This window comes from Methanoregula sp. PtaB.Bin085 (assembly GCF_002067035.1).
Classification (GTDB): domain Archaea; phylum Halobacteriota; class Methanomicrobia; order Methanomicrobiales; family Methanospirillaceae; genus Methanoregula.
Map to the genome: position 1 here is coordinate 26,080 of NZ_MVQB01000034.1, position 23,175 is coordinate 49,254.

Genomic DNA, 23,175 nt, shown 5'->3' on the forward strand with positions numbered 1-23,175 from the left:
CCGGGGGGAAATATACCTTTTGTCACAATAAACTATAGGCCACTCTATACACTATAGAGAACTATAGGGAAAAGCGGTACAAATGATCTCCCGGGAGTAATCCCGGCACAGGAATATCCGTTTCCTCCGGTTACCAGGTATGCATGACAATTTTATCTGTAATCGGATCGGATCGTGCCTTTGCCAGCACGCTCTTCATATCTTTTCCGCCTCTTTCCCGGTCCCGACCGTAAAAGACAGAGGGGAGATGTCTTAAGATGATATCTCCGCACGGCCCGTATCCCGGCGCTCCTTTTCGCGTATCCATTCCAGCAGTGCAGCATAATCCTCCGGGTGCATCGGCACCCTCTCAACCGGATCATACGGTGATGATTTCGTCAGCAGCGATCGTTTCATGAAAGTACCCTCAGTGGATCTCGATCCGTTCACCCGTCTCCATATAGTGCACGTTCTCGGCGATATTGCAGGCATGATCGGCGCAGCGCTCGAGATACCGCGCCACCATGATGAAATGGGTGCAGCGGGTGAGGCTTCGCGGATTCTCCATCATGTGGGTGATGCCCTCACGAAAGATCGAATGGCGCAGGGCATCGATGGTGTCATCGCGGGACGAGAAGTCTTCGATGAGGCGGAGGGTCGAGGTATCGTATGCCTCGATCGCATCGTCAATCATGTCGATGGCGAGGTCAGCCATGTGCGGGATGCTCATCATGGGAGAGGTACGCGGTATGCTCCGGATTGCCGGACCGTTGCCGGCATCAGATATCTCGTTGACAATCTTCGCTATCACCTTACCATACCGGCCAATGCGCAGCGATGCCGTAATGACTTTGAGTGTGCACGCGATCTCCCGCATGTCCTTTGCCATCGGCTGGTAAAGCGCGATCAGTTGGTAACAGCGCTCCTCGAGCTCGACTTCCAGTTCGTGGATCTTCTCCTTGCGTGCCACGACCGATTCGGCCAGTTGTGTGTCCTGCCGGACCATGGCATCAACCGCGTCGCGAAGCATCGAGCGCCCGAACCGCGCCATCTTCACGGTATCCTTCTTCAGTGTGTCCAGTTCCGCATGAAATTTCTCTGCCATGTCCCGCACCTACCCGAACCTGCCGGTGATATAATTCTCGGTCAGTTCGTCTGCCGGGTGTTCGAAGATCTGTTTTGTCTGCCCGCACTCGACAAGCCTCCCGAGATACATGAATCCGGTAAAGTCACTCACCCGGGCTGCCTGCTGCATGTTGTGGGTTACGATGATAACCGTGTACTCCCGTTTCAGCAGATCGATCAGGTTCTCGATCTTCGCAGTCGCGATGGGATCGAGTGCCGAGCAGGGTTCGTCCATCAGGATCACGTCAGGCTCGACGGCAAGCGTGCGGGCAATGCAGAGCCGCTGCTGCTGCCCGCCGGAGAGCCCGAGGGCTGAGTCGTCGAGCCGGTCCTTCACCTCGTCCCAGAGTGCCGCGTGCCGGAGGCTCTCCTCCACGATCCGGTCCAGCGCATACCTGTCCGTGATCCCGTGGATCCTTGGCCCGTATGCAACGTTCTCCCGGATTGACTTCGGGAACGGGTTGGGCTTCTGGAAGACCATGCCGACCTTTTTACGGAGAGCGACAACGTCCGTTCCCGGTGCCTGGATGTCCTGCCCGTCGAACAGGATTCCGCCGGTGATCTTCACGCTGTCGATCAGGTCGTTCAGGCGGTTGAAGCACCGAAGCAGTGTGGACTTGCCGCAACCCGACGGGCCGATCAGGGCAGTGACCTTGTTTTTCGGGATTTTCATGGTAACAGACTGGAGCGCGTGTTTCCCGCCATACCAGAGGTTGAGGTCGTGTGTGGAAATGATACAGTCTGATGTCATGTCATACCCTCATGTTGTTCCGGAATTGCGTGCGCACGACAATTGCGACCGAGTAGAACCCGATGACGAGCAGGAGCAGCACGAGCGCAGTGCCGTACTTGTTTGCAGAAGCGCCCGGCACGTTCGTTGCAAGGATAAAGAGGTGGTACGGCAGCGCCATGACCGGGTCGAAAACCGAGTCCGGCAGGAACCGCGAGGAGAAGACGACCGCGGTGAACATGATGGGGGCCGTTTCCCCGGCAGCCCTCCCGATGGAGAGGATCGCGCCGGTCAGGATGCCCGGGACGGCCGGCGGGAGAACCACCCGGCCGATCGTCTGCCACTGCGTTGCCCCGAGCGCAAGGCTGCCCTCGCGAAGGGACTGCGGTATGCTTTTTAACGATTCCTCGGCGGTCCTGATAACGGTCGGCAGCACCATCAGCGCGAGGGTGACCTGCCCCGCGAGCATCGATACACCTGTGTTGAGGAACAGCACAATGAACGCAAAGCCGAAGAGGCCGAAGACGATGGAAGGCGTCCCGTTCAGCAGGTCAACCCCGGTCCGGATCAGCTGCGTCACCCGCCCTTCCCGGGTATACTCAACAAGGTACACCGCTGCCCCGATCCCGATCGGGAGCGCGATGGCGATTGCCCCGGTAACAAGATACAGGGTGCCGACGATGGCCGGGAAGATGCCGCCTTCCCGGCCGGAGTCCAGAGGGGATTGTGTCAGGAACTCCCACGACAGTGCCGGTATGCCATTGATCACGATGTCCTGCAGGATGATGACAAGGATTGCGAGAACGGTTAGCGTGGCCGCTGTGATGCCTGCAAACGCGATCTGCTGGACAGTCCTCTCCGAAAGGAACGGCCGGACCGTGAACCAGAGGAGCCCTGCCAGCAGGAGAACCGGCCCGAGCCCCCACGGCAGGAACGTGAGGGACACGAGCAGGAGCCCGAAGAGGATCATGCCGGAGATGAAGAGAATATTCTCTTTTGTTTCGAATGAGACGAAAGGCTTGCCGGCAGGGCTGCTGATCCTGCCCTCTTTGAGGTACCTGAGGATGGCAACCGCCAGGAGGTTGATGGTGAGCGTAATGACAAGCAGGACGACCGCGACACCGAATAACGCGTTATAGTGAACGCTTCCGACCGGAACCTCGCCCATCTCGATACCGAGCGTGCCGGTCAGGGTCCGCAGAGGCGAAAGGATGTTCCAGAACGGGTCCGGGATGATTGCTGCGTTCCCGGCTACCATCATCACGGCCATGGTCTCGCCTACCGCCCGGCCGATCCCGAGGATGATAGCGGCAGCAATCCCGGAGAGGGCCGCGGGGACGATCACCCGGCTGATGGTCTGCCATGTCGTTGCACCGGTAGCAAGCGACCCTTCTTTAAATTCCCGTGGAACGGCGCTGATCGCGTCCTCAGAAACGCTGACAATTGTGGGGAGCGCCATGATCCCGAGAAGTACCGAGGCCGCGAGCCAGGTCTCGCCCGTTGGCAGGTTGAAGACGATACGGATGAAGTCTGTTAGCACGATCAGGCCGAAGAAACCATACACGACCGACGGGATCCCGGCCAGCAGCTCAATGGCCGGCTTCAGGACCGCTTTCATGCGGGGAGACGCGAGTTCCGCGATGTAGACTGCACAGCCGATAGACAGCGGGACGGCAAAGGCCATGGCGCCGATCGTGACGAGAATCGTTCCGATGATCAGCGGGAAGATCCCGTACAACGGTTCGGCCGCGGTCGGTGCCCAGTCGGGGCCGAAAAGGAAATCCGCGACCCCGACCTCTGCGAAGATTGGCAGGCCGTCATTGACGAGAAAGAGCAGGATGAACGAAACGACAATGACGGCAAAGAAGGCTGTGAAGAAGAAGAGGGTCCTGATGGTTTTTTCCCGGAAGAGGGAAGAACCGTCTGCATGGGCCGAAACGGCTGCAGTGCCACGGTAATGGCTCATGATATTCACGATCATTCCCCCTTTTTCACGGTTTTTTCCTGGTCTTCCCGCGATCAGACGGTCACGTATCCTTCATCTGCAACGATCTTCTGGCCCTCCTCGCTCAGGATGTACCGGATGAAATCGCCGGTAAGCCCCGATGGCTGCCCGTTCGTGATAAGGTAAAGTTCCCGCGAGACCGGGTAGGTTTTGTCCTTCACGTTCGCAAGGTTTGGAGCAACGATCCTGTCTGCGTTGTACCAGATAGGCAGCGCCTTTACATCTTTGCTGACAAACCCGATGGAGACGTACCCGATAGCACCGGGAGTCTGGGCGACTGTCTGGAGCACAGCTCCGTTGGAGTTCTTCTCGAGCATCTGTTTTGTCGGGGTCTTCTTGGCAAGGAGCGTCTCATCGAAGTATGAGCGGGTGCCGGAAGCGCTGTCGCGGCCGACTACGACAATCTGGTTATTCGTGCCAGGTACGTCGGCGCCGGAAATTTCTGTCCACTTGGTGGTCTTCCCAAGATAGATGTTCCGGATTTGCTCAAGGGTGATATACCTGATGCTGTTGGCCGGGTTGACAACTACAGCAATGCCGTCCTGCGCAACTGGTGTGATAACAAAGGACGCGTACTTCTTCTTCTCGTCAGCCGTCACTTCGCGCGAGGACATCCCGATGTCAACGGTCTTTGCACCGATTGCCTGGATTCCCACGCCGGATCCGCCGCCCGAGACCTGAATGTCCGCATTCGCATGTGTGGCCATATACTTGTCGGCCGCTTTCTGTACGATTGGCAGCACGGTTGTCGAGCCGCTGATCTTAATTTTCTGTCGTTGCCCGGATGAGACCGGTGTGGCGGTTGATACCGGAGCCGCAATCGTAGCGGCAGCTGCCGCCGGCGCGCCGGCTGCATCCGTAATCGTTGCGTGATCTGCCGGTGCCTTGGTGGCAGCAGGTGTGGTGTTTGTCTGCGTTGTGCAGCCGGCTGCCAGTGCGAGCATGATGACTGCAACAAGGCTTCCGGCGATAACCAGGTATCTGTTCTGCTTTCCATTCATGGTGTTCAATCATCCATATCGCGGGAGTGCATATACTGATTTTCGCCATAAACTATAGATATCTAAATACCCTATAGAATACTATAGAGATAAATTAATGAATATGATTGCCGATGGAGTAGTGTAGCGGTATGGAAATTCGCAGGGTACAGGTAACCGGGGGGGCCTCGTTTGTCGTCACACTCCCCAAGGAATGGGCGGAAGCGCAGAAGATCGTCAAGAACGACCCGGTAGGGCTCGTTACCCAGCCGGACGGGACGCTCCTTGTGACAAAACACCTTTCCGAAGAACCGGCACAGCGGACAAAGGAGATCGATACAACCTCCATCACGGACCCGGCATTCCTCTTCCGAATGCTCATCGGTGCCTACATCACCGGCTTTACCATTATCAGACTCACGACAAAGGTCAGGTTCCCCCCGTTCGTCCGTACCGTTGTCCGGGACTATACGCAGATGACCATCGGGCAGGAAGTCGTGGAGGAGACAGAGACGACCATCACCATTAAGGATCTCCTCAACCCTGCCGAGATGCCGTTTGATAACACGCTCAAGCGTATGTTTGTCATCATCAAGGCCATGCACGAGGATGCGGTGACGGCACTCGAGACCCATAACAGGTTGCTTGCAATGGACGTTATCAAGCGCGATACGGACGCCGACCGGCTTAACTGGCTGATTGCCCGGCAGACAACCATGATCCTGCAGAATGCCTCGCTCTCGCGCAAGATGGGGATCTCCCCGCACATGGCGACGAACTACTACATGATCAGCCGGATCATCGAGCGTATCGGCGACCACGCGGTCCGGATCGCCGAGCACAGCCTCCCGATCATTGACGTTGACTTCGACCGTAAGTTCATGAGCGCGATCCGGAAGGCCGGCGCCCTTTCGCTCGAGATCTTCGACCGGAGTATCGTCTCGTTCTTCAACGCGGACATGAAGGAGGCTCACCGGAACGTGGAGTCGCTTGCCGCGCTCGAGAACATCTGCCGGGACATTAACAACATGGTGCTGAAACAGGACGCGCTCATCGCGCTCAACATCGCGTACATCTCCGAGAGTATCCGCCGGGCCGGAGAATATGCCGGGGACATCTCCGAGACGGTCATCAACCTGCTCGTGGACAACGAGATCGGACCGGCGCGGGGAAAGGTGCGGAAGTAAGAGGTTTTCCGGTTCTTATACTGATTTTTTCAACCCGGTTTTTCACTAAGAATTATTACGCAGGATAACCTGTCACGAGATCAATAAACCACTCACAGGGAAAGTTCAGAGGCCCTGGTTTTTTCTAATCGTGTTTACTGTTCTTCCACGGGTGCTTCATCCGGCTCGAACATCTTAAATTCCCGCAGCAGCGCCTCCCGGTATTCCTTCATCTTTCTTGTCTGGATGTAGTTGAACTGCCGGACCCGTTTCACGAGTTCGTCTGAGATCTGTTCGTCATTTGTAAGGTGAAGGCGTGCAACGTCGCGCAGAATCCAGTCGAGACGATCGATCCCGGTCTCCTTGCCATCGATAACAATCTTCTTGATCTTTATCTGGTCCGGCGGGATACCGCCGCAGATGGTGCAGTAGACCCCGTCTTTCCCGTCGCCGTTCATTGACCTGTCACGCTCCCGTGATTCATCAGTATGTCCCAGCTGTAAAAATACCTGATGGAAAGGGTTCCAAACCGGATTGCCGTGTGGGAAGTATATGAACAATGAGAACCGATCAGAAATGTGAAATCCAGTGATACATCATGAGCGATAAACCGGGGCACTTTGAGAAGGGGGTCTGGGTTGAGGACAATACAGTCCCGGCCCAGCCGGTGAACGGCGAAGCTGTGGAGAAGAAGATATCCGAAGCGACAAAGGCAGTCATTGCATCCATCGATCACGCGAGGAACGTGACCCACAACCTTGTTGCAACGGAAGAGGGGAAGCAGTTCGTTGAGACGACTATCAGGGATACGCGGAGCCATCTCCAGAACACCTTCGATGCGATCATGAAACGGGCAAAGGCCGAACTGGAGCATGCAAAACCTGTCCTGGAAAAAACAAAGGCAGATCTTGACAGGAAAGTGGCTGCGATTGATACGAAGGCTATTGAACCGGCCGTGATCAAGGCTGAAATCAGCAAAAAGGCTGCCGGGCTGAATATCAAAAGCGTTGATACCGAAGCCATTAAGGCAGAACTGGAGAAGAAGGTTGCCGAGCTGAGCAGGACAAAAGCCGAGCTTGATAAGAAGGTAGCAGAGCTGGAAGCCAAAGCGAAAGAGCCGGAAAAGATTCGGGCGGAGCTGGAAAAGAAAGTCGCTGATCTGAATAAAAAGGTTGCAGAGTTTGCGGAAAAAACCGCCGAGTCCGTGAAGGCCGGCATTGCACCCGCTACGGCCGCGGCTGAGAAGGCCCTGGTAAAAAATTCACCCGCCAAGGTTAAGTCAAAGCCAAAGGCAAAAACTGCGGCGGCAAAAAAGGCACAGCCTGCGAAGGCGAAAGCAACGTCAGCGGCACCCAGAGCAAAACCAAAGGTCGCCGCGAAGAAGGCAAAGTCCGTAAAGGCAACGGTTGCGAAGGCGAAACCGGCCAAAGCACAGTCAGCCGCAACAAAACCGGCCCGGGCAAAGGCCAAAGCCAGCTCATCGAAAACGGCCCCGAAAAAAGTAAAATCCCCTGCAAAAAAGAAAGGAAAGAGGTAATACCGTTTTTTCAGCGGTTCGCGCAGGCCGCAATTTCAATGATTTTGTCTAGGAAAAACGCTCACGGGCGTTCATACCCGAAGCATGAAAATCAGATTTTTTTCAGATATTTGCGAGGGTTTCTCAGATCTATGGCCCGGCATGGCGGGGCGATCTCTTGTTCGTAAAAACCGGTAATGAAAGCCGCCGCGGGGCGCCCTTCGGTGTGGTGGCCGTTTATCACATCCGGGGTATGGGGGCATCAGCCCCCATCAATATTCTGTTAATGTACTTTTCTTGGGAAATCATTGGATTGACGCTCTTGGGGGCTTCGCTCACGCTCAGCCCCCGCCGCTGTTGCAGCCCCCGCTTTGCGATACTCCCTCAGAAGGTTTTCGGCAATCTATGAGAAAAGGTAATTAGTCACTATCCCAACACGCCCCGTCCCCCAACGGGGGACTGGTGGGGCAAGAGGGGGGTTTTATTTCCAAAACAGGTTTTCTCCCGAGTATGATTCCTCATTCCTTGATCATCACGAGGCTCATCTTGAATTTCGTAATCGCCGAGAGCGCGTGCGGGGCGTCGGCCGGGAAGATGATGGTCTCCCCCGTTGCCATACGGAACGTGTTTCCGGCCACCCAGACCTCGCACTCGCCGTCAAGGATCGTGACCATCGCGTCAAACGGGGAGGTGTGTTCTGAGAGCCCTTCGTTTTCATCGAACGAGAAGATGGTCACGCTCCCGCACTTCCGGTTGATGACCATCCGGCTCGCAACCGTGCCCTCGGCATAGTCCACGAGACCGGCAAGGCTGATGACCTTCCCTTTCAGGTCCCCGCGCTTCTTATCCGTCGTTTCTCCAAGCCCCGGTCTGAACTCTGCCATCGTCATCACTCCCGGATCATGGTCAGTGTCATTTTGAACCGCTGCTTCGCCTTTACCGCATGCGGGATGTTCGCCGGCATGATGATCATCTCACCGGTCCTGATGGTGCAGGGTTTCCCTCCGATAGTGACCTCAGCCACCCCATCCGTGACTTCGAGCACCGCATCGAACGGGGCGGAATGCTCGGAGAGCCCCTCGCCTTCATCGAACGCGAAGAGCGTGATGGTGCCGGTCTTTTTGAAGACGATCATCCGGCTTGCGACAGTCCCTTCCTGGTACTGGAGGAGATCGTTTGTCACGAGTACTTTACCGATAAGGTCCTCACGTTTTTTATCCTGGTTTGCCGGCGCACTGTCTTCACGGTTGGTCATGGTCGTTCCTGTGTTGTGGGTACGTGCAACGGGGATAAGAGGATTATCCCTACTGCCATGGTTATGCCGGCACCATGCGGGCAAGGTCTTCCCGGGCAGTGCTGTACTTTTTATCCCGAAGGTGTCGACAAGCAGGTTCAGGATGCCAGACGAGACGAATACCGGAAGTGGAAGGTTGATACCATTTTTTCAGATGATCGCGATTGAAATTAGCCGGTCACGACCGCTAGCCACACCCAGTAAATAACGATCTGGATCATCGTCACCGGCACCCCGACCCGGGCAAACTCAAAAAAGGTCAGGGTCTCGCCCTGCTTCTCCGCGTTCTGGATGATGATCACATTACTTGCCGCCCCGAGGATTGTCAGGTTGCCGGCGATCGTGCTCCCGGCGGCGAGTGCCATGAGTTGGGCGGTCGTGCCACCAGCCTGCAAAATCATTGGCTGGAAGAGTGCGACAAACGGGACGTTGGAGATGAACTGGCTGATGATCACGCTCGATCCCAGGATGAACGGGACCGATGCGATGCTGCCGCTGTCCACAAACGACTGGAAAAAACCGGATTCCCAGACGCTCTCCATCAGGACGAACATCGCGGCAAAGAAGACGAGGGTCGGCCAGTCGATGGCGTGGAGGACAGAGAACCTGCGCGGGGAGAAGAGAAGGACCGGTGCTGCTGCCGCGAGCGCGATCAGCGGAAGGGAGACGGGGTTCTGGATGCCGGCAAGCGAGAAGGCGATCTTCATTACGGCGAGCAGGAAGATAATCGCAAGTGAACATTTCGTCAGGAAGAACAGGGAATCGTCACAAGGAACCGCCGTGTCCGGCTCCACAGCGCGTGCAGAAAATTCCTGCGGATAGAAAAGGCGCAGCGCTATGAACGCCGCGAAGAGGCTGACAACCGTCGGGACGATAAGCCATGCTGCAAAGGTCAGGAAGGGCGATGCCATCCCGGAGTTCACCGCAACGAGCAGGTTCTGGGGATTTCCTATCGGGCTCATGACGCTGCCGGTCGTGATGGCGATTGCCAGTGAGAGGAGGAGGAGCTTCTTTGACATCTTCCATTTCGTTGCAAGGGCGAGCACGAGCGGGGTCCCGATGATGGCGATCGTGTCGTTCATCAGGATCGCGGAGAGAATGCCCATGGCAAAGAGGATTGTGAGCACGACCTGGTCCGGGTTCTTCGCCCGCGAAAATAACCGGTATGCTTCGCATGACAGGTACCCGCTGTCCACCATGGCCTCGCCGACCACGAACATGCCAAAGAGGAAGACCATTACGTCGATATTGATTGCACGGAGGGCATCGGAAAGAGCGATCTGGCCGGTCAGCAGGACAGCAATGGCTCCCCCGAGCATGACCTGCCAGATGCGTATCGTGAACCTTCCCACCTGCCGGACCGCGATGAGCAGGAAAACGGCGGCAAGGACAATGACTGCTATGTACGTGGATGAGGGTTATCCGTACAGGCTGATAGGTGTTGGCCCTGAACCCGGCTTTTATCATACAGGAAATGGAATCGTCTGACCACCAGCCTGAAATATTCCCGGGAAAAAACCGGCATCATGGATCACCGGACCATGTTCATCATATCGCTTGCCATCGTCACTCTCCTGGCGGCAACCGGCTGTTCATCACCGGAGAAACCGGTTATAACGCCAAATCCGACAACTATTGCGACACCTGCACCTGAAACGGTCGCAACACCCTTGCCGGCCTCAACAGCTTCAACGGTGCCCGGGCCGGTCGACACCCTTCCTCCCGGGTGGGACCTGACGGTCACCGTTGAAAAAGGCGGTATGTACACCCGAACGATCATCGCCCGCTTTGACGGGGGAAAAGGGCTGATGTACGCCAGCCGCATGGATGTCCGCGTTACGTTCCCGGACGGGACTGTTAAAACAGACAGTATCGTCAAACCCAAGATGGGTGATACCATCGAGATCCTGGGGAGCACGGGCACAGACCGCGTGGAGGTCCTCATGCTGATGGCATCGGGCGATACCTACCGGATCATCGACCAGCAGATGCCCTACCGGAACAAGGGCTGAAGCTCAGGAATCCGTCTGCTCCACCTTCCAGTGAAGAAGGATGCCGGACTCGATCCGGCGGGACTCGATGAGGGTGAGCCGGGGGAACTCTTCCTCCCGGACGAATCCCTCGCCATCGGCAAGGGTGGGTGCATCCCTGCCACCGATGATGATATTGCCGATGAATGTATAGATCTCGTCCACAAGCCCGGCACGGATCAGGCCTGCGATCAGCTGCCCTCCTCCCTCGACCATGAGCCGCTGGATTCCCATCTCACCCAGTGTATCCATCAGGGCGACAAGATCGACTTCGTTTTTCCCGGCAACGATCACGGTCGCCAGCTCCTGCAGTGCAGCGATCTTCCTTGTGTCGGCGTTTTCCGATACTGCAACGATTCTCCTGCCGCTGCCCTTGTGCAGGATGGATGCAGAAAGCGGGATCCGTGCCCTGCTGTCAACAACGACCCGGATCGGATGCTCGTCAGCGCCGCGGTCGATCCGGTGCTGCCGGCACTCCTCCCCCTTCACAGTCAGGGATGGATCGTCGGCAAGCACGGTGCCGATGCCGACCATGACCGCATCCGACCCGGCCTTGAGCCGGTCAACGCGGTTGAAGTCCAGCGACCCGGAGATCTTTACCTGACGGCGCTCCCGGGTAGAGAGTTTTCCGTCGGCACTCATGGCGACATTGACTACAACGTACGGGCGCATCGTGGTATTTTTATTACTCTGCCGGAAATATCAAACCACTGGTTTTATTTTCAATTGGGACGCCATGTTTTTATCAGGAGCAGCATCGTGGTTCCTGCCGGTATATTTCGTTCATCCCGGGTGGGAACAAACCCCCGCGTGGTCACCTTCATATAACAGGAACATCTAATGGCGAGGTAGGTATGGAAGGGAAAGTGTACAGGGTACTCCGGTACGATATCCCGGCAACGGATATCGCCCGGCTTGTTGTCATCACCTCGCTGGTTGTATCCTGCACGCTGATAACCGCACTCTCGTTCTCGCGTTCGATCACGCTCATCAACTACCAGCTCTTCTTCATCCCTATCCTGTACGCGGTCTATTTCTATGCAAAACGCGGCCTTATCGTTGCCGGTATCTGCGGGATTCTGTACCAGGCTGTCGGGTATTATTACCGGTACCCGGATCCAGCCGCGCTCATGGGCGTGACATCGGAAGCGTTCCTGTTTGTCATTATAGCGAGCCTGATGACGTACTTCATCGAGCGGATTCGGGCCGGCGAAGCCCGGTACCGCAGCGTCTTCACGCATTCCCAGCTTGGCATCGTCATCATCAGTCTGCCGGACTGCCGGATAAAACAGACCAACGATAAGTTCGCGGAGATGCTCCAGCACAGTACCGGTGACCTTTTATCAATGACCTTCCCCTCGCTCGCCTTCTCTTCTGAAGAGAATGACCTGCTGTCCGAACGGATCCGGAACCACGATGTCTGTGAGAACTTCGAAATCCGGTTCCGTACAAAGGACGGAACCAGCTGCTGGGTCAACCTGTCGTGGAGCGCCATCGATGAAAATACCGTCAGCGTTACCGTCGTGAATATCAATGCCCGCAAGCTCATCGAGGCGATTAACAACGACACCATGATGAAATACCGGCAACTGACCGAGAACTCGCCGACCAGCATCCTCGTGCTGCAGGACGGCCGGATCCGGTTTGCCAACCCGGCGTTCTGCCAGTATTCAGAATACCCGGCGCAGGAGCTTGAAGGAAAGGACCTTGTCTTCCTGCTGGACAGCCGTGACCGCGACCGGTTCGGCGAGTTCAGGCAGCGCCTGGTCAGTGAATCACAGATCTCTGACGGGACAGAGTTCCGGTTCGTGACCCGGAGCGGGGGAGTAAAAGCTGCGCTGCTCTTCGCAAATCCGATTACCCACGATAACCAGCAGGCCACGATGCTCAACATCGTGGATATCTCGGTCCAGCAGCGCCTGGAGGAACGGATCCAGCAGGACAATGAACGCCGCAGGGGGATCATCATCACGGTTGCCCATGAACTCCGCACCCCGCTCCAGCCCATCCTCGGTTATCTCAACCTCCTCATCCAGGACCCGGAAGGATTCGGAATCCTCGACAACACAAAGAAGATGCTCGAGCGCTGTCTGGTCAGCGTGGATCGTGAACGCCAGATCATCAACCAGATGCTCGAACTCTCGGTTCTGGAAAGCGGGAAGATCCAGCTGACGTTCTCAGAATTCCCGCTCTCACCTCTGGTCCATTCCGTGCTCGATACCAGCGGGTACAGCACCAAGGCCGACGTGACGATGGATATCCCCTCAAATCTGGTCATCCGTGCAGACAGGGACCGGTTGTATTCGGTACTCGATTCTCTCCTCTCGAACGCGATAAACTACTCCAAACCCCCCCGGAAGATCCACATCGCGTATCGTTCGGGAGGCGGCGGTGTCATGCACACGATCTCCGTTGAGGACAACGGGATCGGGATCCCGCGGACCATGTTTGCATCGATCTTCGAACCGTTCCAGCTGGCGGATGCTGCCAAGCTCTCGCGGAAGTACGACCGGCTCGGCCTGTCCCTGTCGATTGCAAAACAGATCATCCAGATGCATGGCGGGGATATCACGGTCGAGAGTACGGTGAATGTCGGCAGCACGTTCACCATCCATATCCCGAAAGATCTGCCCCGGGAGGCGCCCCATGTCCGGTAAGATTATGCTTGTCGAGGACGACAAACCCATTCTCGAAATGATGGAGATCCTTCTTGAACGGATCGGATATGAGCCGCTGATCGTTCCGGATGTAGAAAAAGCGCTCGGAATCGTAAAAAACGATCCGCCGGCGCTTCTCCTGCTCGATATCATGATGGACCCGATGGATGGCTGGGAGTTCCTGGAAAAGGTGCGGGAGGAGATCGGCAACAAAGACCTTCCGGTACTCCTGTTCACCGCATCGCCTTCCGTTGACGAAAGGTTTGCAGCCATGCACGACCCCCGGCTTGGCGTGCTTGAAAAACCGGTCTCGATTGCCGATCTCAAGGCAGGTCTTGAGAGGTTCCTCGGCAAAAAATGATCGGCGGTCCCGGAATGGCCGTTCCGGATTCTATTCCTCGTTTACCGTATGGGTCAGAATAACCGTGCCGTTCCCGTGCATCCGCGGGTATCCATGGAGGAACGGGACAAAATCTTCCATGAACCGGTAATGGGGCCCGCTGATCATGCGGGCATTATTCTCTTCAATGGCGGGGAGGATCTTCATGAATTCCGGGGGCCCGGCGATAAGCGACTGGTTCTCGTCCCGGACCTCCCCGACCCGGAAGTAAAGCTGTTTGTACGTTACAAGCGTCCCATAATTCGTGGAACCTGATGCATGGATAATCTTCTCCAGCCTCCGGAGCGGGAATGTCCGGAGGCAGATCGCGGCAATGCCGGTCTTTGAGCGGTACAGGTAGATATCCGAAAGCCGGTACTGCTGCTGCACGGTGGTCAGCTGCTTCTCGACACGTTCGATGCGGCTGTGGGGAGGGAACGTGAAGAGCGGGATGTGCAGGGGGGTTCCGGGCACCGTGCTGACCAGGAATGTGGAATAGGTAAAACGGGTTGGAGGCTTTGACCTTACCCCGAAACGGTGACAAAGCCAGGTTATGATACGGGAGCCTCGAAGAGGTCGGTCATCTCCCCCGGGGGGGATCAGCGGGGTACCAGCATTAGCCCGGGGAACATATTTAAGAATTGTGCTGACGGGCATCGCGAGCTGCTCACGGGAGAGGATCGTGCAGACATAACCCGTCTTTGAGTTGATGGTCCCCGGCACCCGTATTATCCGGCGGGTATCGGCAGTGATCTTCGTGTCGATGGCAATGCCATTTGCAAGAACCCGTGTGGTGATCTCCCTGCGGAATTCCTTTGCCATGTTCTCCCGCACGAACGGGGACGGATCATCGTACCGGCGGGGATCTGCACAGACAACATGGAACCCTTTGCTGCCGGAGAACGCGATGTACTTCACGGAGAAACGGTGCCGGTCACAGAACGCAAGCAGCTGCAGGGTGTCCTGCCGTGCCAGTTCAAGGTTCTCTGCCGAGAACGGCGACCGGTCGATGTCGAAGACGATGTCCGACGAGAGGAGGATGTTGTCAGAGAGCGGCGTCCGCTCGCGCCGGCCGATGTTCTCGGGCACCAGCCAGCAGCTGGTCGAGTAGTACACATCGGACGGCCGGTACCGGACCAGCCATGTCTGCAGGTCCTTCTCCGACCGGATCCGTGACCGGATCTTGAGGAACGTGCCCCGCGGGAGAAGGATGCGGAAATGCCGGTGGGGGAGATCCGTTATGACAGAAAGGTCCGGGGGATGATGCTGGTAAAACGTGCGAAAGGGATCGGTCATGGGGGATTATTTCAGGAGCGGTTCGTAATTCTGCTTCTTGAGATAATCGATGAATCCTTTCTTTGTCTTTGCCGAGAGTCCCCTGCAGGCCTCGGCAGTGAGCTGCTCGAGCCCGAGCCCCTTGTCAAAACCGGTTGCGGAACTGCTGATACGGTCCTTGTAGTTCCTCTTCATCCATGCTGCGATCTTCTGGTAGCCGGGGTGGGGTGAACGCGCCGGGGAGCGGTTCTGCGGGGCTGCCTGCTGTGCAGGCGCTGCCGGTGCCGCAGCAGAAGGTGCCGGCTGTTGCGGAGCCGTGGCCTTGTTGATCTCTGCGGAGATGTCTTTTCCGGCCTTGTTGATGCCCTGTTCGAGACCTTTCAACTGCCGGTCAAGATCGGATTTTTTTACATCCTCCTCGACCTTTTTCAATGCCTTTCCCAAATCGTCAAAGAGTCCCATGGAAAATCCCCCGTAATCTGCTTACTCACCATACTCCCCCCGGAGATAAAAAATATTCTTTTCACCGGTATCAGATATCATTGCCCGCTCTGGATCCCGGCATGGTTGCCGTACCTGTCGGTTCGGGGAAATGGTGGATACGCAGGTCTATCCGGCAGGATCTATCCCGAGATGATCAGCGACCTCGAGATAATACGCGGCAAATCCTTTCCAGGCACCCCATCGTTCCGAAAAGATCCGTGCCTCCGCTGCGGTAATCTTCCTTCCCGACAGATAGAATTCTGAGATAAACCGGCGTATCCCGACGTCATCTGCGGGGAAGGCGTCGGGACGGTGCAGTCCGCGGAGGATGGTCAGTTCTGCGGTCCAGCGCCCGATCCCACGGATTTTTACCAGGTCGTCAATGATCTGCTCCGTATCCATATAATCCCTGAATCCCTCGATGTCCAATTCTCCGGCAACGACCTGCCGTGAAATGTCCCGGATATATTCGCCCTTGCGGATTGTAAGGCCGCAGGATCGGAATGTGGTTTCAGTGGTCTTTGCCAGAACGGAAGGGCCCGGGTAACAGTAATACACAGAGTTGTCCAGAGAAAGCGTCTTCCCTGTGGCACGGATCAGCCGGTTCTTTATGCTGCGGGCAGCTGCAAGGGAGAACTGCTGTTCGATGATCGAATCCGTGAGGGCTTCAAAGACTGTTGGTGTGACAGGGACCCTGACGCCGCGGAGCCGGGCCGTGAGAACGGACAGGACCGGATCCCCGGCAACTGCACGATAGAACGGGATGAGGTCGTCATTGGTGCTGAAGATCGCAGCGACCTGTTCCGCGGCTGTCTGGGGATTGGCTCTGCCCTCCCCGTAATCCGATGAAAGGCTGAGTGATAGTTCCGGTGTATCGTATGTCCCGGTGGACCGGATATCCGCGAGCACCAGCCCGGTGCCGGTATCCAGCAGCTGGCGGAAAACACCTCTCCTGAAAGAACGGATGTACGGATCACCCGCAGAAAAGACCGCTGCGGGCAGGGCGAAAACAAAAGGCGGACAGGGGCGGAGGGTAATCTGCTGCATGATCACCTGGCGGTGCTGATCATGGGTTCCCGGCCTATTTTTTGCAATCGGTTATGACAGGTTCTCTTTCAGTGTTTCGGGTATCCCATTCCGTGCAGCGTCGCAGTGATCTCGTCGAGGATGGCCGGGTCGTCTATGGTTGCCGGCACGGTATACGGGACCCCGTCGGCGATCTTCTTGATGGTACCCCTGAGGATCTTGCCGGATCGTGTCTTGGGAAGGCGTTTTACTACCGCTGCAGTCTTGAAGGAGGCGATGGGGCCGATCTTCTGCCGGACCATGCCGATCAGCTCAGGTTCGATCTCCTGCCGCATCCTGTTCACCCCGGCTTTCAGCACAACGAATCCCAGCGGCACTTCGCCCTTGACCGGGTCGTGGACACCGGCAACGGCACATTCGGCAACATCGGGATGGGAAGCCAGCACCTCCTCCATCGCCCCGGTGGAAAGGCGGTGGCCTGCGATATTGATGATGTCGTCGGTCCTTCCCATGATCCAGAGATACCCGTCCGTATCGATAAAACCGGCATCGGACGTGAGGTAGTATCCCGGGTACGCGGAGAAATAGGTCTTCACGTAATCGGCATCATTGTTGTAAAGCGTGGTGAAACAACCCGGGGGGAGCGGAAGTTTCACGACAATATTTCCTGTCTCCCCGGCAGGGAGCTGGCTGCCCTGGGCATCAAGGACCCGGATATCATAGCCCGGGACCGGTTTCGTGCAGGAACCCGGCCTGACCGGGAGAAGTTCCAGGCCGGCACAGTTCGCCCCGATTGCCCAGCCTGTCTCGGTCTGCCACCAGTGGTCGATGACCGGGACCTTCAGCTGCGCCTCGGCCCACTGCAGGGTGTCAGGATCACATCGTTCACCGGCCAGAAAGAGCATGCGGAACCGCGAAAGATCATACTTCCGGATATGGCTGCCGTCCGGGTCTTCTTTCCTGATCGCCCGGAATGCGGTGGGCGCACAAAAAAGGACAGACGCCCCGTGCTCGGAGATCACGCGCCAGAATGCACCAGGATCGGGAGTTCCCACGGATTTTCCTTCATACAGGATGCTCGTGCAGCCATAAAAGAGCGGACCGTAAACAATATAGGAATGCCCGACTACCCAGCCGATATCGGAGGCAGCCCAGAAGACCTCTCCGGGGCTGACACCATAGATATTCTTCATGCTCCAGTTCAGGGCAACGAGATGGCCGCCGTTGTCCCGGAGGACCCCCTTCGGTTTTCCGGTTGTTCCTGACGTGTAGAGCAGATAGAGGGGATCAGTTGCCGCCAGCGGTACGCACGGTACGGGTGCAGCATCCATAAGATCACCCCAGGATATATCGAGGCCGGCATGGAGCTTCACGGGGCACTGCGGGCGCTGGACAATGACACATGCAGAAGGTTTGTGGCTGCACAGCCCCAGCGCACCGTCAAGAAGTGGTTTGTAGGGAATGATACGGGCGACCTCGATTCCGCAGGATGAGGATATAATGACACGCGGCTTTGCGTCCTCGATCCTTGTGGCAAGCTCCCGCGCGGCAAATCCACCGAAGACTACGGAATGGACAGCACCGATTCGCGCGCAGGCGAGCATGGCGATCACCGCCTCTGGTATCATGGGCATGTAGATAATAACGCGATCCCCTTTCGTCACGCCAAGATTCCGGAGGCCGCCGGCACAGATTGCCACGAGATCGCGCAGTTCCCGGTAAGTATACTTTTTCCGGATGTCCGTAACCGGGCTGTCATAGATGAGCGCGACCCGGTCGCCCCTGCCGTTCTCGCAATGGGTATCGAGTGCAGCATAACAGGAGTTTACTGACCCCCCCTCAAACCACCGGTAAAAAGGCGGGCGATCCCGGTTCAGGACACGGTCAGGTGCCCTGAACCAGGGAACCTCACCAGCTGCTTTTCCCCAGAACGTTTCTGTATCCTCAATGGAATCGCGGTATGCCCGCTCGTAATCCCCCTTCATGCACCACAGCTCACCCGGCGTATTTAGTAGGGAATTGGTAGCCAGGCTCTTATTTTTTTCTCCATTACGCACCAAAAATCGAACCTTTCTGGTGCATTTTACCGAACAATTCGTAAGTGGTGGTGCACTGCGGATTGTTACAATTTGGAATTCTGGATCGGGCAGGACAGGAAATATCTATTCGTACGTCTGGCCAAAGAGCCCGGCTATCTCCCGGATGGTTCTGTCAGAACAGAATACTATGAGGGAGTCACCGGCCTGCAACCGGGTAGCGGCGTCGGCCGTGACGCTGGTATCCCCGTTCCTCCGGAGACCACAGTCGGCAATCCCGTACTGCTCCTTCAGCCGCAGGTCGGCGAGGGTCTTTCCTTCGGCAGGAGATTTCGGCTCGACCGTCAGCATATGAATGCGGAGGGACGAGAGTACCTCGTCCATGCCCGGGACGGAGTTACCGTCCTGCCCGTTCTTCACGAACTTGGCATAGCCCCACTCCTGCAGCTTCGCCACAATCTTGCCGATCTCGGACTCCGGCAGCTGGTATTTCCTGAGCGTTCGGGTGAAGATCTCCTTTGCCGATTCGTACTCCTCGGAGATAACCTCGTCCGCACCAAGGTCGAGCAGGTACTGTGCATTGCGGACATGCTCGGTGCGGGCGATAATGTAGAGCGACGGTGCCATTGCCCGGGCCTTGTGGACAATATGGGGGATCGCCTCTTGTGCGGAGACAACGACGACAAGTGCCCGGGCACGGCAGATTCCGGCATGTCCGAGCACCTCCTCCTGCATTGCATCTCCGAAGATGAAGAACGGGTGGCGGGCAGATCTTTCCCGCCGGATAACGTCAGGGTTCAGCTCGATGACCGTGTAGGGAATTCCCGTGATCTCAGCGGCCCGGGCAACGCTTTTTCCGGTGATACCGTAGCCTGCGATCACGATATGGTCGGATAACAGCCCTGTAGCATCCGTCATGCCGGCACCGGATCCGGAGCCAGGCTCATTCCGAGCGGGTGCCATCCGGTAGTAAAAACCGACAGCGCGGGGCGAAACCTGCATGAAGACGGGTGTCAGGGCCATCGTAATGATAGCCGAAGCAAGGAACAGCTGGTAGATCATTTCGGGTATGAACCCGGCGTCAAGGCCGCTCTTTGCCAGCACGAAGGAGAACTCCCCCACCTGGCAGAGGGCGAAGCCGGTGATGATCGCGATCCGCGCCGGCATGCCGAGAACAGATGCTGCGAATATTCCCGTGAAAACCTTGATACCGATTATGAGAGTGACGATGATCAGGATCAGGATAATAAATCCGGGATTGCCAAGGATGGCGTCGGTGTCGAGCAGCATGCCGATGGAGAGAAAAAAGATCGCGGCAAACACGTCGCGGAACGGGATGATGTGACTGAGTGCATCAATATTGTAATCGGATTCGCCGATGATGAGGCCGGCAATAAAAGCACCCAGCGTGTACGAGAGGCCGGCCTGGTTCGTGATCCACGCGATGACGATGCATAACCCGGCAACCGTGATGAAGAAGAGCTCCCTGCTCTTCTGCCGTGCAACGCGGTACAGAACGCCGGGGATGACCCAGCGGGACAGGACGATGACAATACAGAGAATGCCGGCAACCTTCACAATAGTCAGGGGGAGGTTTGAAAAACCGGAACCTCCGCTGCCCATGAAGTGCGGCAGGATGAGGATCATCGGGATGATGGCAAGGTCCTGGAAGATCAGGATCCCAAGGAGCGTCCGGCCCTGCAGCGTATCCAATTCCCGCCGTTCCTGCAGAACTTTCATCACGATCGCAGTACTTGAGAGCGAAATGATAAGCCCGAAAACGAACGCCGAAGCTGGCGGGACGCCGAGTGCCTGGGCAACAAACGTGATCGCCGCGACGGTGGTGACAAGTTGCACAAGGCCGCCAATGATGACAGTCCGCCATGATCTGAGAAGTTTGTCAAACGAGAACTCGAGCCCTATGGTAAAGAGGAGGAGCATGATCCCGATCTCGCCAAAGGTCTCAATGCTGTCAACGTTTTCGATAAGGGCAAAACCATACGGTCCTGCGAGCATGCCGATGACAAGGAACGAGACGATGCTGGGGAGCCGGAAAGCCAGGCTGATGTACAGGAATACGATGGAGATGACGGCAATTCCCGCAAGGGCGAGCATGAAATCCATTATTTCCTCCCGTAATCAGAATGAAACTGGAGGCAGCCGATAAATGGCAGGAAATCCCGGAAATCAGCCATTTTCAGGATCATGGGTATGTCAGTTCTCCTAAGTGTATTGCTCTGATTCCTGAAGATGCATTCCATCGTGGCCTGAACCTGGGAGCCTGATGACCAGAATCCTGGGAGATGGTATAGGAGTATTACATTCTGTACCGTATCATCCGGAATTTGAATTATCGATCCATGGATCGTGAATATGATCCGGTTTCCTTGAAAAATATATCAAAACCATCATTTGTGATACCAGGTTGTTTCCAAAACGTTTATATGCCCTTCTCCGGATGATATCATAAAGATGGGTTATGATACTAGGATATGTCAGAACCTCTTCCATGTCGGAAGATGAACAGGATCAGATCCGGCTGCTTGCAACGTATGGTGTGAACGTTGCCAATATCTTCGTCGACTGCAACATTCCCGGATCCGTCCCGCCTTCCCGGCGGGAGGGCTTTACCCGGATGATCAGTTTTATCCGGGATCATTTCGTCACCCACGTATATACCTGTGAACTTGACAGGCTTGGAGGAAACCCGGCCGATGCTCTTTGCGCCATCCGCGATATCGGGCATCTTGGCGTCTGCGTCCAGTCACTGTCTCCTCACGAATCGTGGTGGAACTGCGATCCGTCGATACACCCCCTTATCATCCATGTCATGGCATGGTGCGCCCGGCAGGAACATGAGAGCCGTATCGAACGGACCCGGGCAGGGATCCGGAAAGCCAGATCGGAAGGGAAGCATTGCGGGCGACCTTTCCGGGAAATTGACTGGTTGTATGTTGAATCGCTTCACGAGAAGGGCATGAATTACCGGAAGATTGCTGAGACTATCAGCGTGCCATATATTACTCTTATCAGGAGGAAAAAACATCATCTCCGGAACATGGGAGATTCGAGCCCGGGCCAGGGAATGGTACAATAGGTATCCGGACTCTGATATCTTCACGTCTCGTTCTTTATCATGAGATGCATCTTTCGAATCTGTCAGGTAAAGAATCCGGAAGAAAAGAGAACGAATGTAAAAATGCCCGCCAAAAAGTCTGTTCTGGCAGTTTACAGGATACCGGTCCATAAACGCGGGAAATCGGTAAAAGAAGTGCCCCAGGCCTGATTTGAACAGGCGACAACCAGATCTTCAGTCTGGCGCTCTCCCGGGCTGAGCTACTAGGGCAGGAGTATAATGGTTGTTTCTTGTCACTAATAAATGATCTGTTCCATTTTTCAGGACGGGCGTGACCTCCTGTACCCGCTCTTTTTTATATGCGCCGCGATGACAGTATTAACCAATGCCGCCTCCGGATACCGGTGAGAACGAGTCAGGACTTGCAAACGCGATCAGGAGCCGGACAGCACATGTTGTCCACCTGACCCATAACGATCTCGATGCCGTGGGAGCCGATGCGATCCACCGGATGAAATTCGGCGGTGACGGGGTGTTCACGATCTGGAGTTCGGTGGGAAAATTCTCCGCCCTGTTTGCGCTGGTCGCATCGTGCGAGGGAAAGGGCGACCTGCTCTCGATCTCCGACCTCGGGTACCAGAAAGATGCCGAGACGCTCGCAGCCCGGGCAAAGAAGAACGGGTGGATCGTTGAGTGGCGCGACCACCACCGGTGGCGTGATGACGAGATCCGAAAGACAGAGGCTGTTGTCAGCCTTCTCCATATCGATACAGCCGTCTGCGGTACAGGTATCGTTGCACGCGATCTTGCACCGGACAATCATTCAGCAGCAGAGGTTGCACGGGTAGTCTGCGATTACGATCTCTGGAAACATGCCGATCCCCGTTCCGCCGTACTCGGCCAGGTGCTGCAGAAAAAGGAGAACCGGGACCATGTCCGCGACTGTCTCGTCAAGGGAATTTTCACGGACGACCATATTGAACGAGAATATGCCGCTATACGAGCCGAGATGGCTGCGATGATGAGACGGAGCCTGCAGAAAGCGACATTCATCACCGGAGGGAAATACCGGATCGTGTTTGCGCCGCTGTATGGGTACCCGAGCGAGACCGCCCACTTCATACGCGACCAGAAGAACACCGAAATAGAAGTTATCATTGGGAGAGACGGCAAGTTCTCGATCCGGTCCGTCCCCCCGATCAGCCACCTTATCGCCCGGGAGTTCGGCGGCGGGGGCCACCCGAACGCTGCCGGCGGATCGTTCAACTTCACGGTCATCGAGCGGTTCACATGGTGGCTCTTCAAGAAGAGCCGGCACTTCGACGATCTGGTGAAGGTTGCCGGCCGGTTTTAACCGCCGTGGATGCCACTGCCAGGTCCGCGGTGGGCACCTGCGAGGCAGAAGGGGATCACCCTCG

At 56.4% G+C, this 23,175-nt stretch carries 23 protein-coding genes and 1 tRNA gene; 8 read left to right on the forward strand and 16 right to left on the reverse strand.

Annotated features, from left to right (window positions below; genetic code table 11):
• Positions 1 to 252: 252 nt before the first annotated feature.
• From A4E33_RS07845 to A4E33_RS07865, 5 genes are read right to left on the reverse strand one after another with little or no spacing between them, the layout of a single operon-like run.
• Entirely contained in the window at positions 253 to 396 is a 144-nt protein-coding gene (locus tag A4E33_RS07845) for a hypothetical protein (RefSeq protein WP_292347145.1), read from the reverse strand.
• Positions 397 to 406: 10 nt separating this feature from the next.
• A complete protein-coding gene (gene phoU, locus A4E33_RS07850) occupies positions 407 to 1,084 on the reverse strand; it encodes a phosphate signaling complex protein PhoU (RefSeq protein ID WP_292347146.1) in 678 nt (225 codons plus the stop codon).
• Positions 1,085 to 1,093: 9 nt separating this feature from the next.
• On the reverse strand, positions 1,094 to 1,855 hold the full coding sequence (gene pstB, locus A4E33_RS07855) for a phosphate ABC transporter ATP-binding protein PstB (protein ID WP_292347147.1): 762 nt from the start codon (positions 1,853 to 1,855) through the stop codon (positions 1,094 to 1,096).
• A 1-nt stretch (position 1,856) separates the two neighbouring features.
• Entirely contained in the window at positions 1,857 to 3,815 is a 1,959-nt protein-coding gene (gene pstC, locus A4E33_RS07860; protein ID WP_292347148.1) for a phosphate ABC transporter permease subunit PstC, read from the reverse strand.
• Between the two features lie 38 nt (positions 3,816 to 3,853).
• Positions 3,854 to 4,840 carry a phosphate ABC transporter substrate-binding protein gene (locus A4E33_RS07865; RefSeq protein WP_292347149.1) on the reverse strand — a complete coding sequence of 329 codons (987 nt, stop codon included), beginning with the start codon at positions 4,838 to 4,840 and terminating at the stop codon, positions 3,854 to 3,856.
• A 131-nt stretch (positions 4,841 to 4,971) separates the two neighbouring features.
• Between A4E33_RS07865 and A4E33_RS07870 the strand changes: the two genes are divergently transcribed.
• The gene (locus A4E33_RS07870) at positions 4,972 to 6,006 is read left to right on the forward strand and encodes a phosphate uptake regulator PhoU (protein WP_292347150.1); all 1,035 of its coding nucleotides are present in this window, start codon (positions 4,972 to 4,974) and stop codon (positions 6,004 to 6,006) included.
• 134 nt (positions 6,007 to 6,140) lie between these two features.
• On the opposite strand, the gene A4E33_RS07875 is transcribed toward A4E33_RS07870, so the two are convergent.
• On the reverse strand, positions 6,141 to 6,443 hold the full coding sequence (locus tag A4E33_RS07875) for an NAC family transcription factor (protein WP_292347151.1): 303 nt from the start codon (positions 6,441 to 6,443) through the stop codon (positions 6,141 to 6,143).
• A 140-nt stretch (positions 6,444 to 6,583) separates the two neighbouring features.
• On the opposite strand from A4E33_RS07875, the gene A4E33_RS07880 reads away from it, so the two are divergent.
• The gene (locus A4E33_RS07880) at positions 6,584 to 7,522 is read left to right on the forward strand and encodes a hypothetical protein (RefSeq protein ID WP_292347152.1); all 939 of its coding nucleotides are present in this window, start codon (positions 6,584 to 6,586) and stop codon (positions 7,520 to 7,522) included.
• A gap of 497 nt (positions 7,523 to 8,019) precedes the next feature.
• On the opposite strand, the gene A4E33_RS07885 is transcribed toward A4E33_RS07880, so the two are convergent.
• The 3 genes from A4E33_RS07885 to A4E33_RS07895 all read right to left on the reverse strand — a co-directional run bounded on the left by A4E33_RS07885 (position 8,020) and on the right by A4E33_RS07895 (position 10,198).
• Complete coding sequence (locus A4E33_RS07885; RefSeq protein WP_292347153.1) at positions 8,020 to 8,385, reverse strand: cupin domain-containing protein; 366 nt, start codon at positions 8,383 to 8,385, stop codon at positions 8,020 to 8,022.
• 5 nt (positions 8,386 to 8,390) lie between these two features.
• Positions 8,391 to 8,756, reverse strand: coding sequence for a cupin domain-containing protein (locus A4E33_RS07890; protein ID WP_292347154.1), 366 nt, complete (start codon positions 8,754 to 8,756; stop codon positions 8,391 to 8,393).
• Between the two features lie 209 nt (positions 8,757 to 8,965).
• Positions 8,966 to 10,198 carry an SLC13 family permease gene (locus A4E33_RS07895; RefSeq protein ID WP_363054061.1) on the reverse strand — a complete coding sequence of 411 codons (1,233 nt, stop codon included), beginning with the start codon at positions 10,196 to 10,198 and terminating at the stop codon, positions 8,966 to 8,968.
• Positions 10,199 to 10,321: 123 nt separating this feature from the next.
• On the opposite strand from A4E33_RS07895, the gene A4E33_RS07900 reads away from it, so the two are divergent.
• A complete protein-coding gene (locus A4E33_RS07900; protein ID WP_292347156.1) occupies positions 10,322 to 10,807 on the forward strand; it encodes a hypothetical protein in 486 nt (161 codons plus the stop codon).
• Between the two features lie 3 nt (positions 10,808 to 10,810).
• Here the strand turns inward: A4E33_RS07900 and A4E33_RS07905 are convergent, their stop codons facing one another.
• Positions 10,811 to 11,497 (reverse strand): 2,5-diamino-6-(ribosylamino)-4(3H)-pyrimidinone 5'-phosphate reductase, encoded by a 687-nt coding sequence (locus A4E33_RS07905; RefSeq protein ID WP_292347157.1) that lies wholly within the window; start codon positions 11,495 to 11,497, stop codon positions 10,811 to 10,813.
• A gap of 182 nt (positions 11,498 to 11,679) precedes the next feature.
• Between A4E33_RS07905 and A4E33_RS07910 the strand changes: the two genes are divergently transcribed.
• On the forward strand, positions 11,680 to 13,482 hold the full coding sequence (locus A4E33_RS07910) for a PAS domain-containing sensor histidine kinase (RefSeq protein ID WP_292347158.1): 1,803 nt from the start codon (positions 11,680 to 11,682) through the stop codon (positions 13,480 to 13,482).
• The gene (locus A4E33_RS07915) at positions 13,472 to 13,843 is read left to right on the forward strand and encodes a response regulator (protein WP_292347159.1); all 372 of its coding nucleotides are present in this window, start codon (positions 13,472 to 13,474) and stop codon (positions 13,841 to 13,843) included. Before A4E33_RS07910 ends, A4E33_RS07915 begins: the two co-directional genes overlap by 11 nt.
• 30 nt (positions 13,844 to 13,873) lie before the next feature.
• Here A4E33_RS07915 and A4E33_RS07920 read toward each other — a convergent pair whose 3' ends face one another.
• The 5 genes from A4E33_RS07920 to A4E33_RS07940 all read right to left on the reverse strand — a co-directional run bounded on the left by A4E33_RS07920 (position 13,874) and on the right by A4E33_RS07940 (position 20,805).
• Positions 13,874 to 15,157, reverse strand: a complete 1,284-nt coding sequence (locus tag A4E33_RS07920; protein WP_292347160.1) for a hypothetical protein — start codon at positions 15,155 to 15,157, stop codon at positions 13,874 to 13,876.
• Positions 15,158 to 15,163: 6 nt separating this feature from the next.
• A complete protein-coding gene (locus tag A4E33_RS07925) occupies positions 15,164 to 15,598 on the reverse strand; it encodes a hypothetical protein (RefSeq protein WP_292347161.1) in 435 nt (144 codons plus the stop codon).
• A 147-nt stretch (positions 15,599 to 15,745) separates the two neighbouring features.
• Entirely contained in the window at positions 15,746 to 16,666 is a 921-nt protein-coding gene (locus tag A4E33_RS07930) for a DNA-3-methyladenine glycosylase (protein WP_292347162.1), read from the reverse strand.
• Between the two features lie 68 nt (positions 16,667 to 16,734).
• On the reverse strand, positions 16,735 to 18,630 hold the full coding sequence (locus A4E33_RS07935) for a propionyl-CoA synthetase (RefSeq protein WP_292347163.1): 1,896 nt from the start codon (positions 18,628 to 18,630) through the stop codon (positions 16,735 to 16,737).
• Positions 18,631 to 18,807: 177 nt separating this feature from the next.
• The gene (locus A4E33_RS07940) at positions 18,808 to 20,805 is read right to left on the reverse strand and encodes a cation:proton antiporter (RefSeq protein ID WP_292347164.1); all 1,998 of its coding nucleotides are present in this window, start codon (positions 20,803 to 20,805) and stop codon (positions 18,808 to 18,810) included.
• A 20-nt stretch (positions 20,806 to 20,825) separates the two neighbouring features.
• Here A4E33_RS07940 and A4E33_RS07945 point away from each other — a divergent pair, with 20 nt between their 5' ends.
• Positions 20,826 to 20,966 carry a hypothetical protein gene (locus A4E33_RS07945; RefSeq protein WP_292347165.1) on the forward strand — a complete coding sequence of 47 codons (141 nt, stop codon included), beginning with the start codon at positions 20,826 to 20,828 and terminating at the stop codon, positions 20,964 to 20,966.
• 194 nt (positions 20,967 to 21,160) lie between these two features.
• Positions 21,161 to 21,778, forward strand: a complete 618-nt coding sequence (locus tag A4E33_RS07950; protein WP_292347166.1) for a recombinase family protein — start codon at positions 21,161 to 21,163, stop codon at positions 21,776 to 21,778.
• A 175-nt stretch (positions 21,779 to 21,953) separates the two neighbouring features.
• Here the strand turns inward: A4E33_RS07950 and A4E33_RS07955 are convergent.
• Positions 21,954 to 22,027, reverse strand: a tRNA-Phe gene (locus A4E33_RS07955).
• 115 nt (positions 22,028 to 22,142) lie between these two features.
• On the opposite strand from A4E33_RS07955, the gene A4E33_RS07960 reads away from it, so the two are divergent.
• The gene (locus A4E33_RS07960) at positions 22,143 to 23,111 is read left to right on the forward strand and encodes a DHH family phosphoesterase (protein WP_292347167.1); all 969 of its coding nucleotides are present in this window, start codon (positions 22,143 to 22,145) and stop codon (positions 23,109 to 23,111) included.
• Positions 23,112 to 23,175 lie beyond the last annotated feature (64 nt).

What these genes read in the sequence shown, in the direction of transcription:
- A4E33_RS07845 (WP_292347145.1), bottom strand. Translation starts at nt 396, where the DNA reads ATGAAACGATCGCTGCTGACGAAATCATCACCGTATGATCCGGTTGAG.
- phoU (WP_292347146.1), bottom strand. Translation starts at nt 1,084, where the DNA reads ATGGCAGAGAAATTTCATGCGGAACTGGACACACTGAAGAAGGATACC.
- pstB (WP_292347147.1), bottom strand. Translation starts at nt 1,855, where the DNA reads ATGACATCAGACTGTATCATTTCCACACACGACCTCAACCTCTGGTAT.
- pstC (WP_292347148.1), bottom strand. Translation starts at nt 3,815, where the DNA reads ATGATCGTGAATATCATGAGCCATTACCGTGGCACTGCAGCCGTTTCG.
- A4E33_RS07865 (WP_292347149.1), bottom strand. Translation starts at nt 4,840, where the DNA reads ATGAATGGAAAGCAGAACAGATACCTGGTTATCGCCGGAAGCCTTGTT.
- A4E33_RS07870 (WP_292347150.1), top strand. Translation starts at nt 4,972, where the DNA reads ATGGAAATTCGCAGGGTACAGGTAACCGGGGGGGCCTCGTTTGTCGTC.
- A4E33_RS07875 (WP_292347151.1), bottom strand. Translation starts at nt 6,443, where the DNA reads ATGAACGGCGACGGGAAAGACGGGGTCTACTGCACCATCTGCGGCGGT.
- A4E33_RS07880 (WP_292347152.1), top strand. Translation starts at nt 6,584, where the DNA reads ATGAGCGATAAACCGGGGCACTTTGAGAAGGGGGTCTGGGTTGAGGAC.
- A4E33_RS07885 (WP_292347153.1), bottom strand. Translation starts at nt 8,385, where the DNA reads ATGGCAGAGTTCAGACCGGGGCTTGGAGAAACGACGGATAAGAAGCGC.
- A4E33_RS07890 (WP_292347154.1), bottom strand. Translation starts at nt 8,756, where the DNA reads ATGACCAACCGTGAAGACAGTGCGCCGGCAAACCAGGATAAAAAACGT.
- A4E33_RS07900 (WP_292347156.1), top strand. Translation starts at nt 10,322, where the DNA reads ATGGATCACCGGACCATGTTCATCATATCGCTTGCCATCGTCACTCTC.
- A4E33_RS07905 (WP_292347157.1), bottom strand. Translation starts at nt 11,497, where the DNA reads ATGCGCCCGTACGTTGTAGTCAATGTCGCCATGAGTGCCGACGGAAAA.
- A4E33_RS07910 (WP_292347158.1), top strand. Translation starts at nt 11,680, where the DNA reads ATGGAAGGGAAAGTGTACAGGGTACTCCGGTACGATATCCCGGCAACG.
- A4E33_RS07915 (WP_292347159.1), top strand. Translation starts at nt 13,472, where the DNA reads ATGTCCGGTAAGATTATGCTTGTCGAGGACGACAAACCCATTCTCGAA.
- A4E33_RS07920 (WP_292347160.1), bottom strand. Translation starts at nt 15,157, where the DNA reads ATGACCGATCCCTTTCGCACGTTTTACCAGCATCATCCCCCGGACCTT.
- A4E33_RS07925 (WP_292347161.1), bottom strand. Translation starts at nt 15,598, where the DNA reads ATGGGACTCTTTGACGATTTGGGAAAGGCATTGAAAAAGGTCGAGGAG.
- A4E33_RS07930 (WP_292347162.1), bottom strand. Translation starts at nt 16,666, where the DNA reads ATGCAGCAGATTACCCTCCGCCCCTGTCCGCCTTTTGTTTTCGCCCTG.
- A4E33_RS07935 (WP_292347163.1), bottom strand. Translation starts at nt 18,630, where the DNA reads ATGAAGGGGGATTACGAGCGGGCATACCGCGATTCCATTGAGGATACA.
- A4E33_RS07940 (WP_292347164.1), bottom strand. Translation starts at nt 20,805, where the DNA reads ATGGATTTCATGCTCGCCCTTGCGGGAATTGCCGTCATCTCCATCGTA.
- A4E33_RS07945 (WP_292347165.1), top strand. Translation starts at nt 20,826, where the DNA reads ATGAAACTGGAGGCAGCCGATAAATGGCAGGAAATCCCGGAAATCAGC.
- A4E33_RS07950 (WP_292347166.1), top strand. Translation starts at nt 21,161, where the DNA reads ATGATACTAGGATATGTCAGAACCTCTTCCATGTCGGAAGATGAACAG.
- A4E33_RS07960 (WP_292347167.1), top strand. Translation starts at nt 22,143, where the DNA reads ATGCCGCCTCCGGATACCGGTGAGAACGAGTCAGGACTTGCAAACGCG.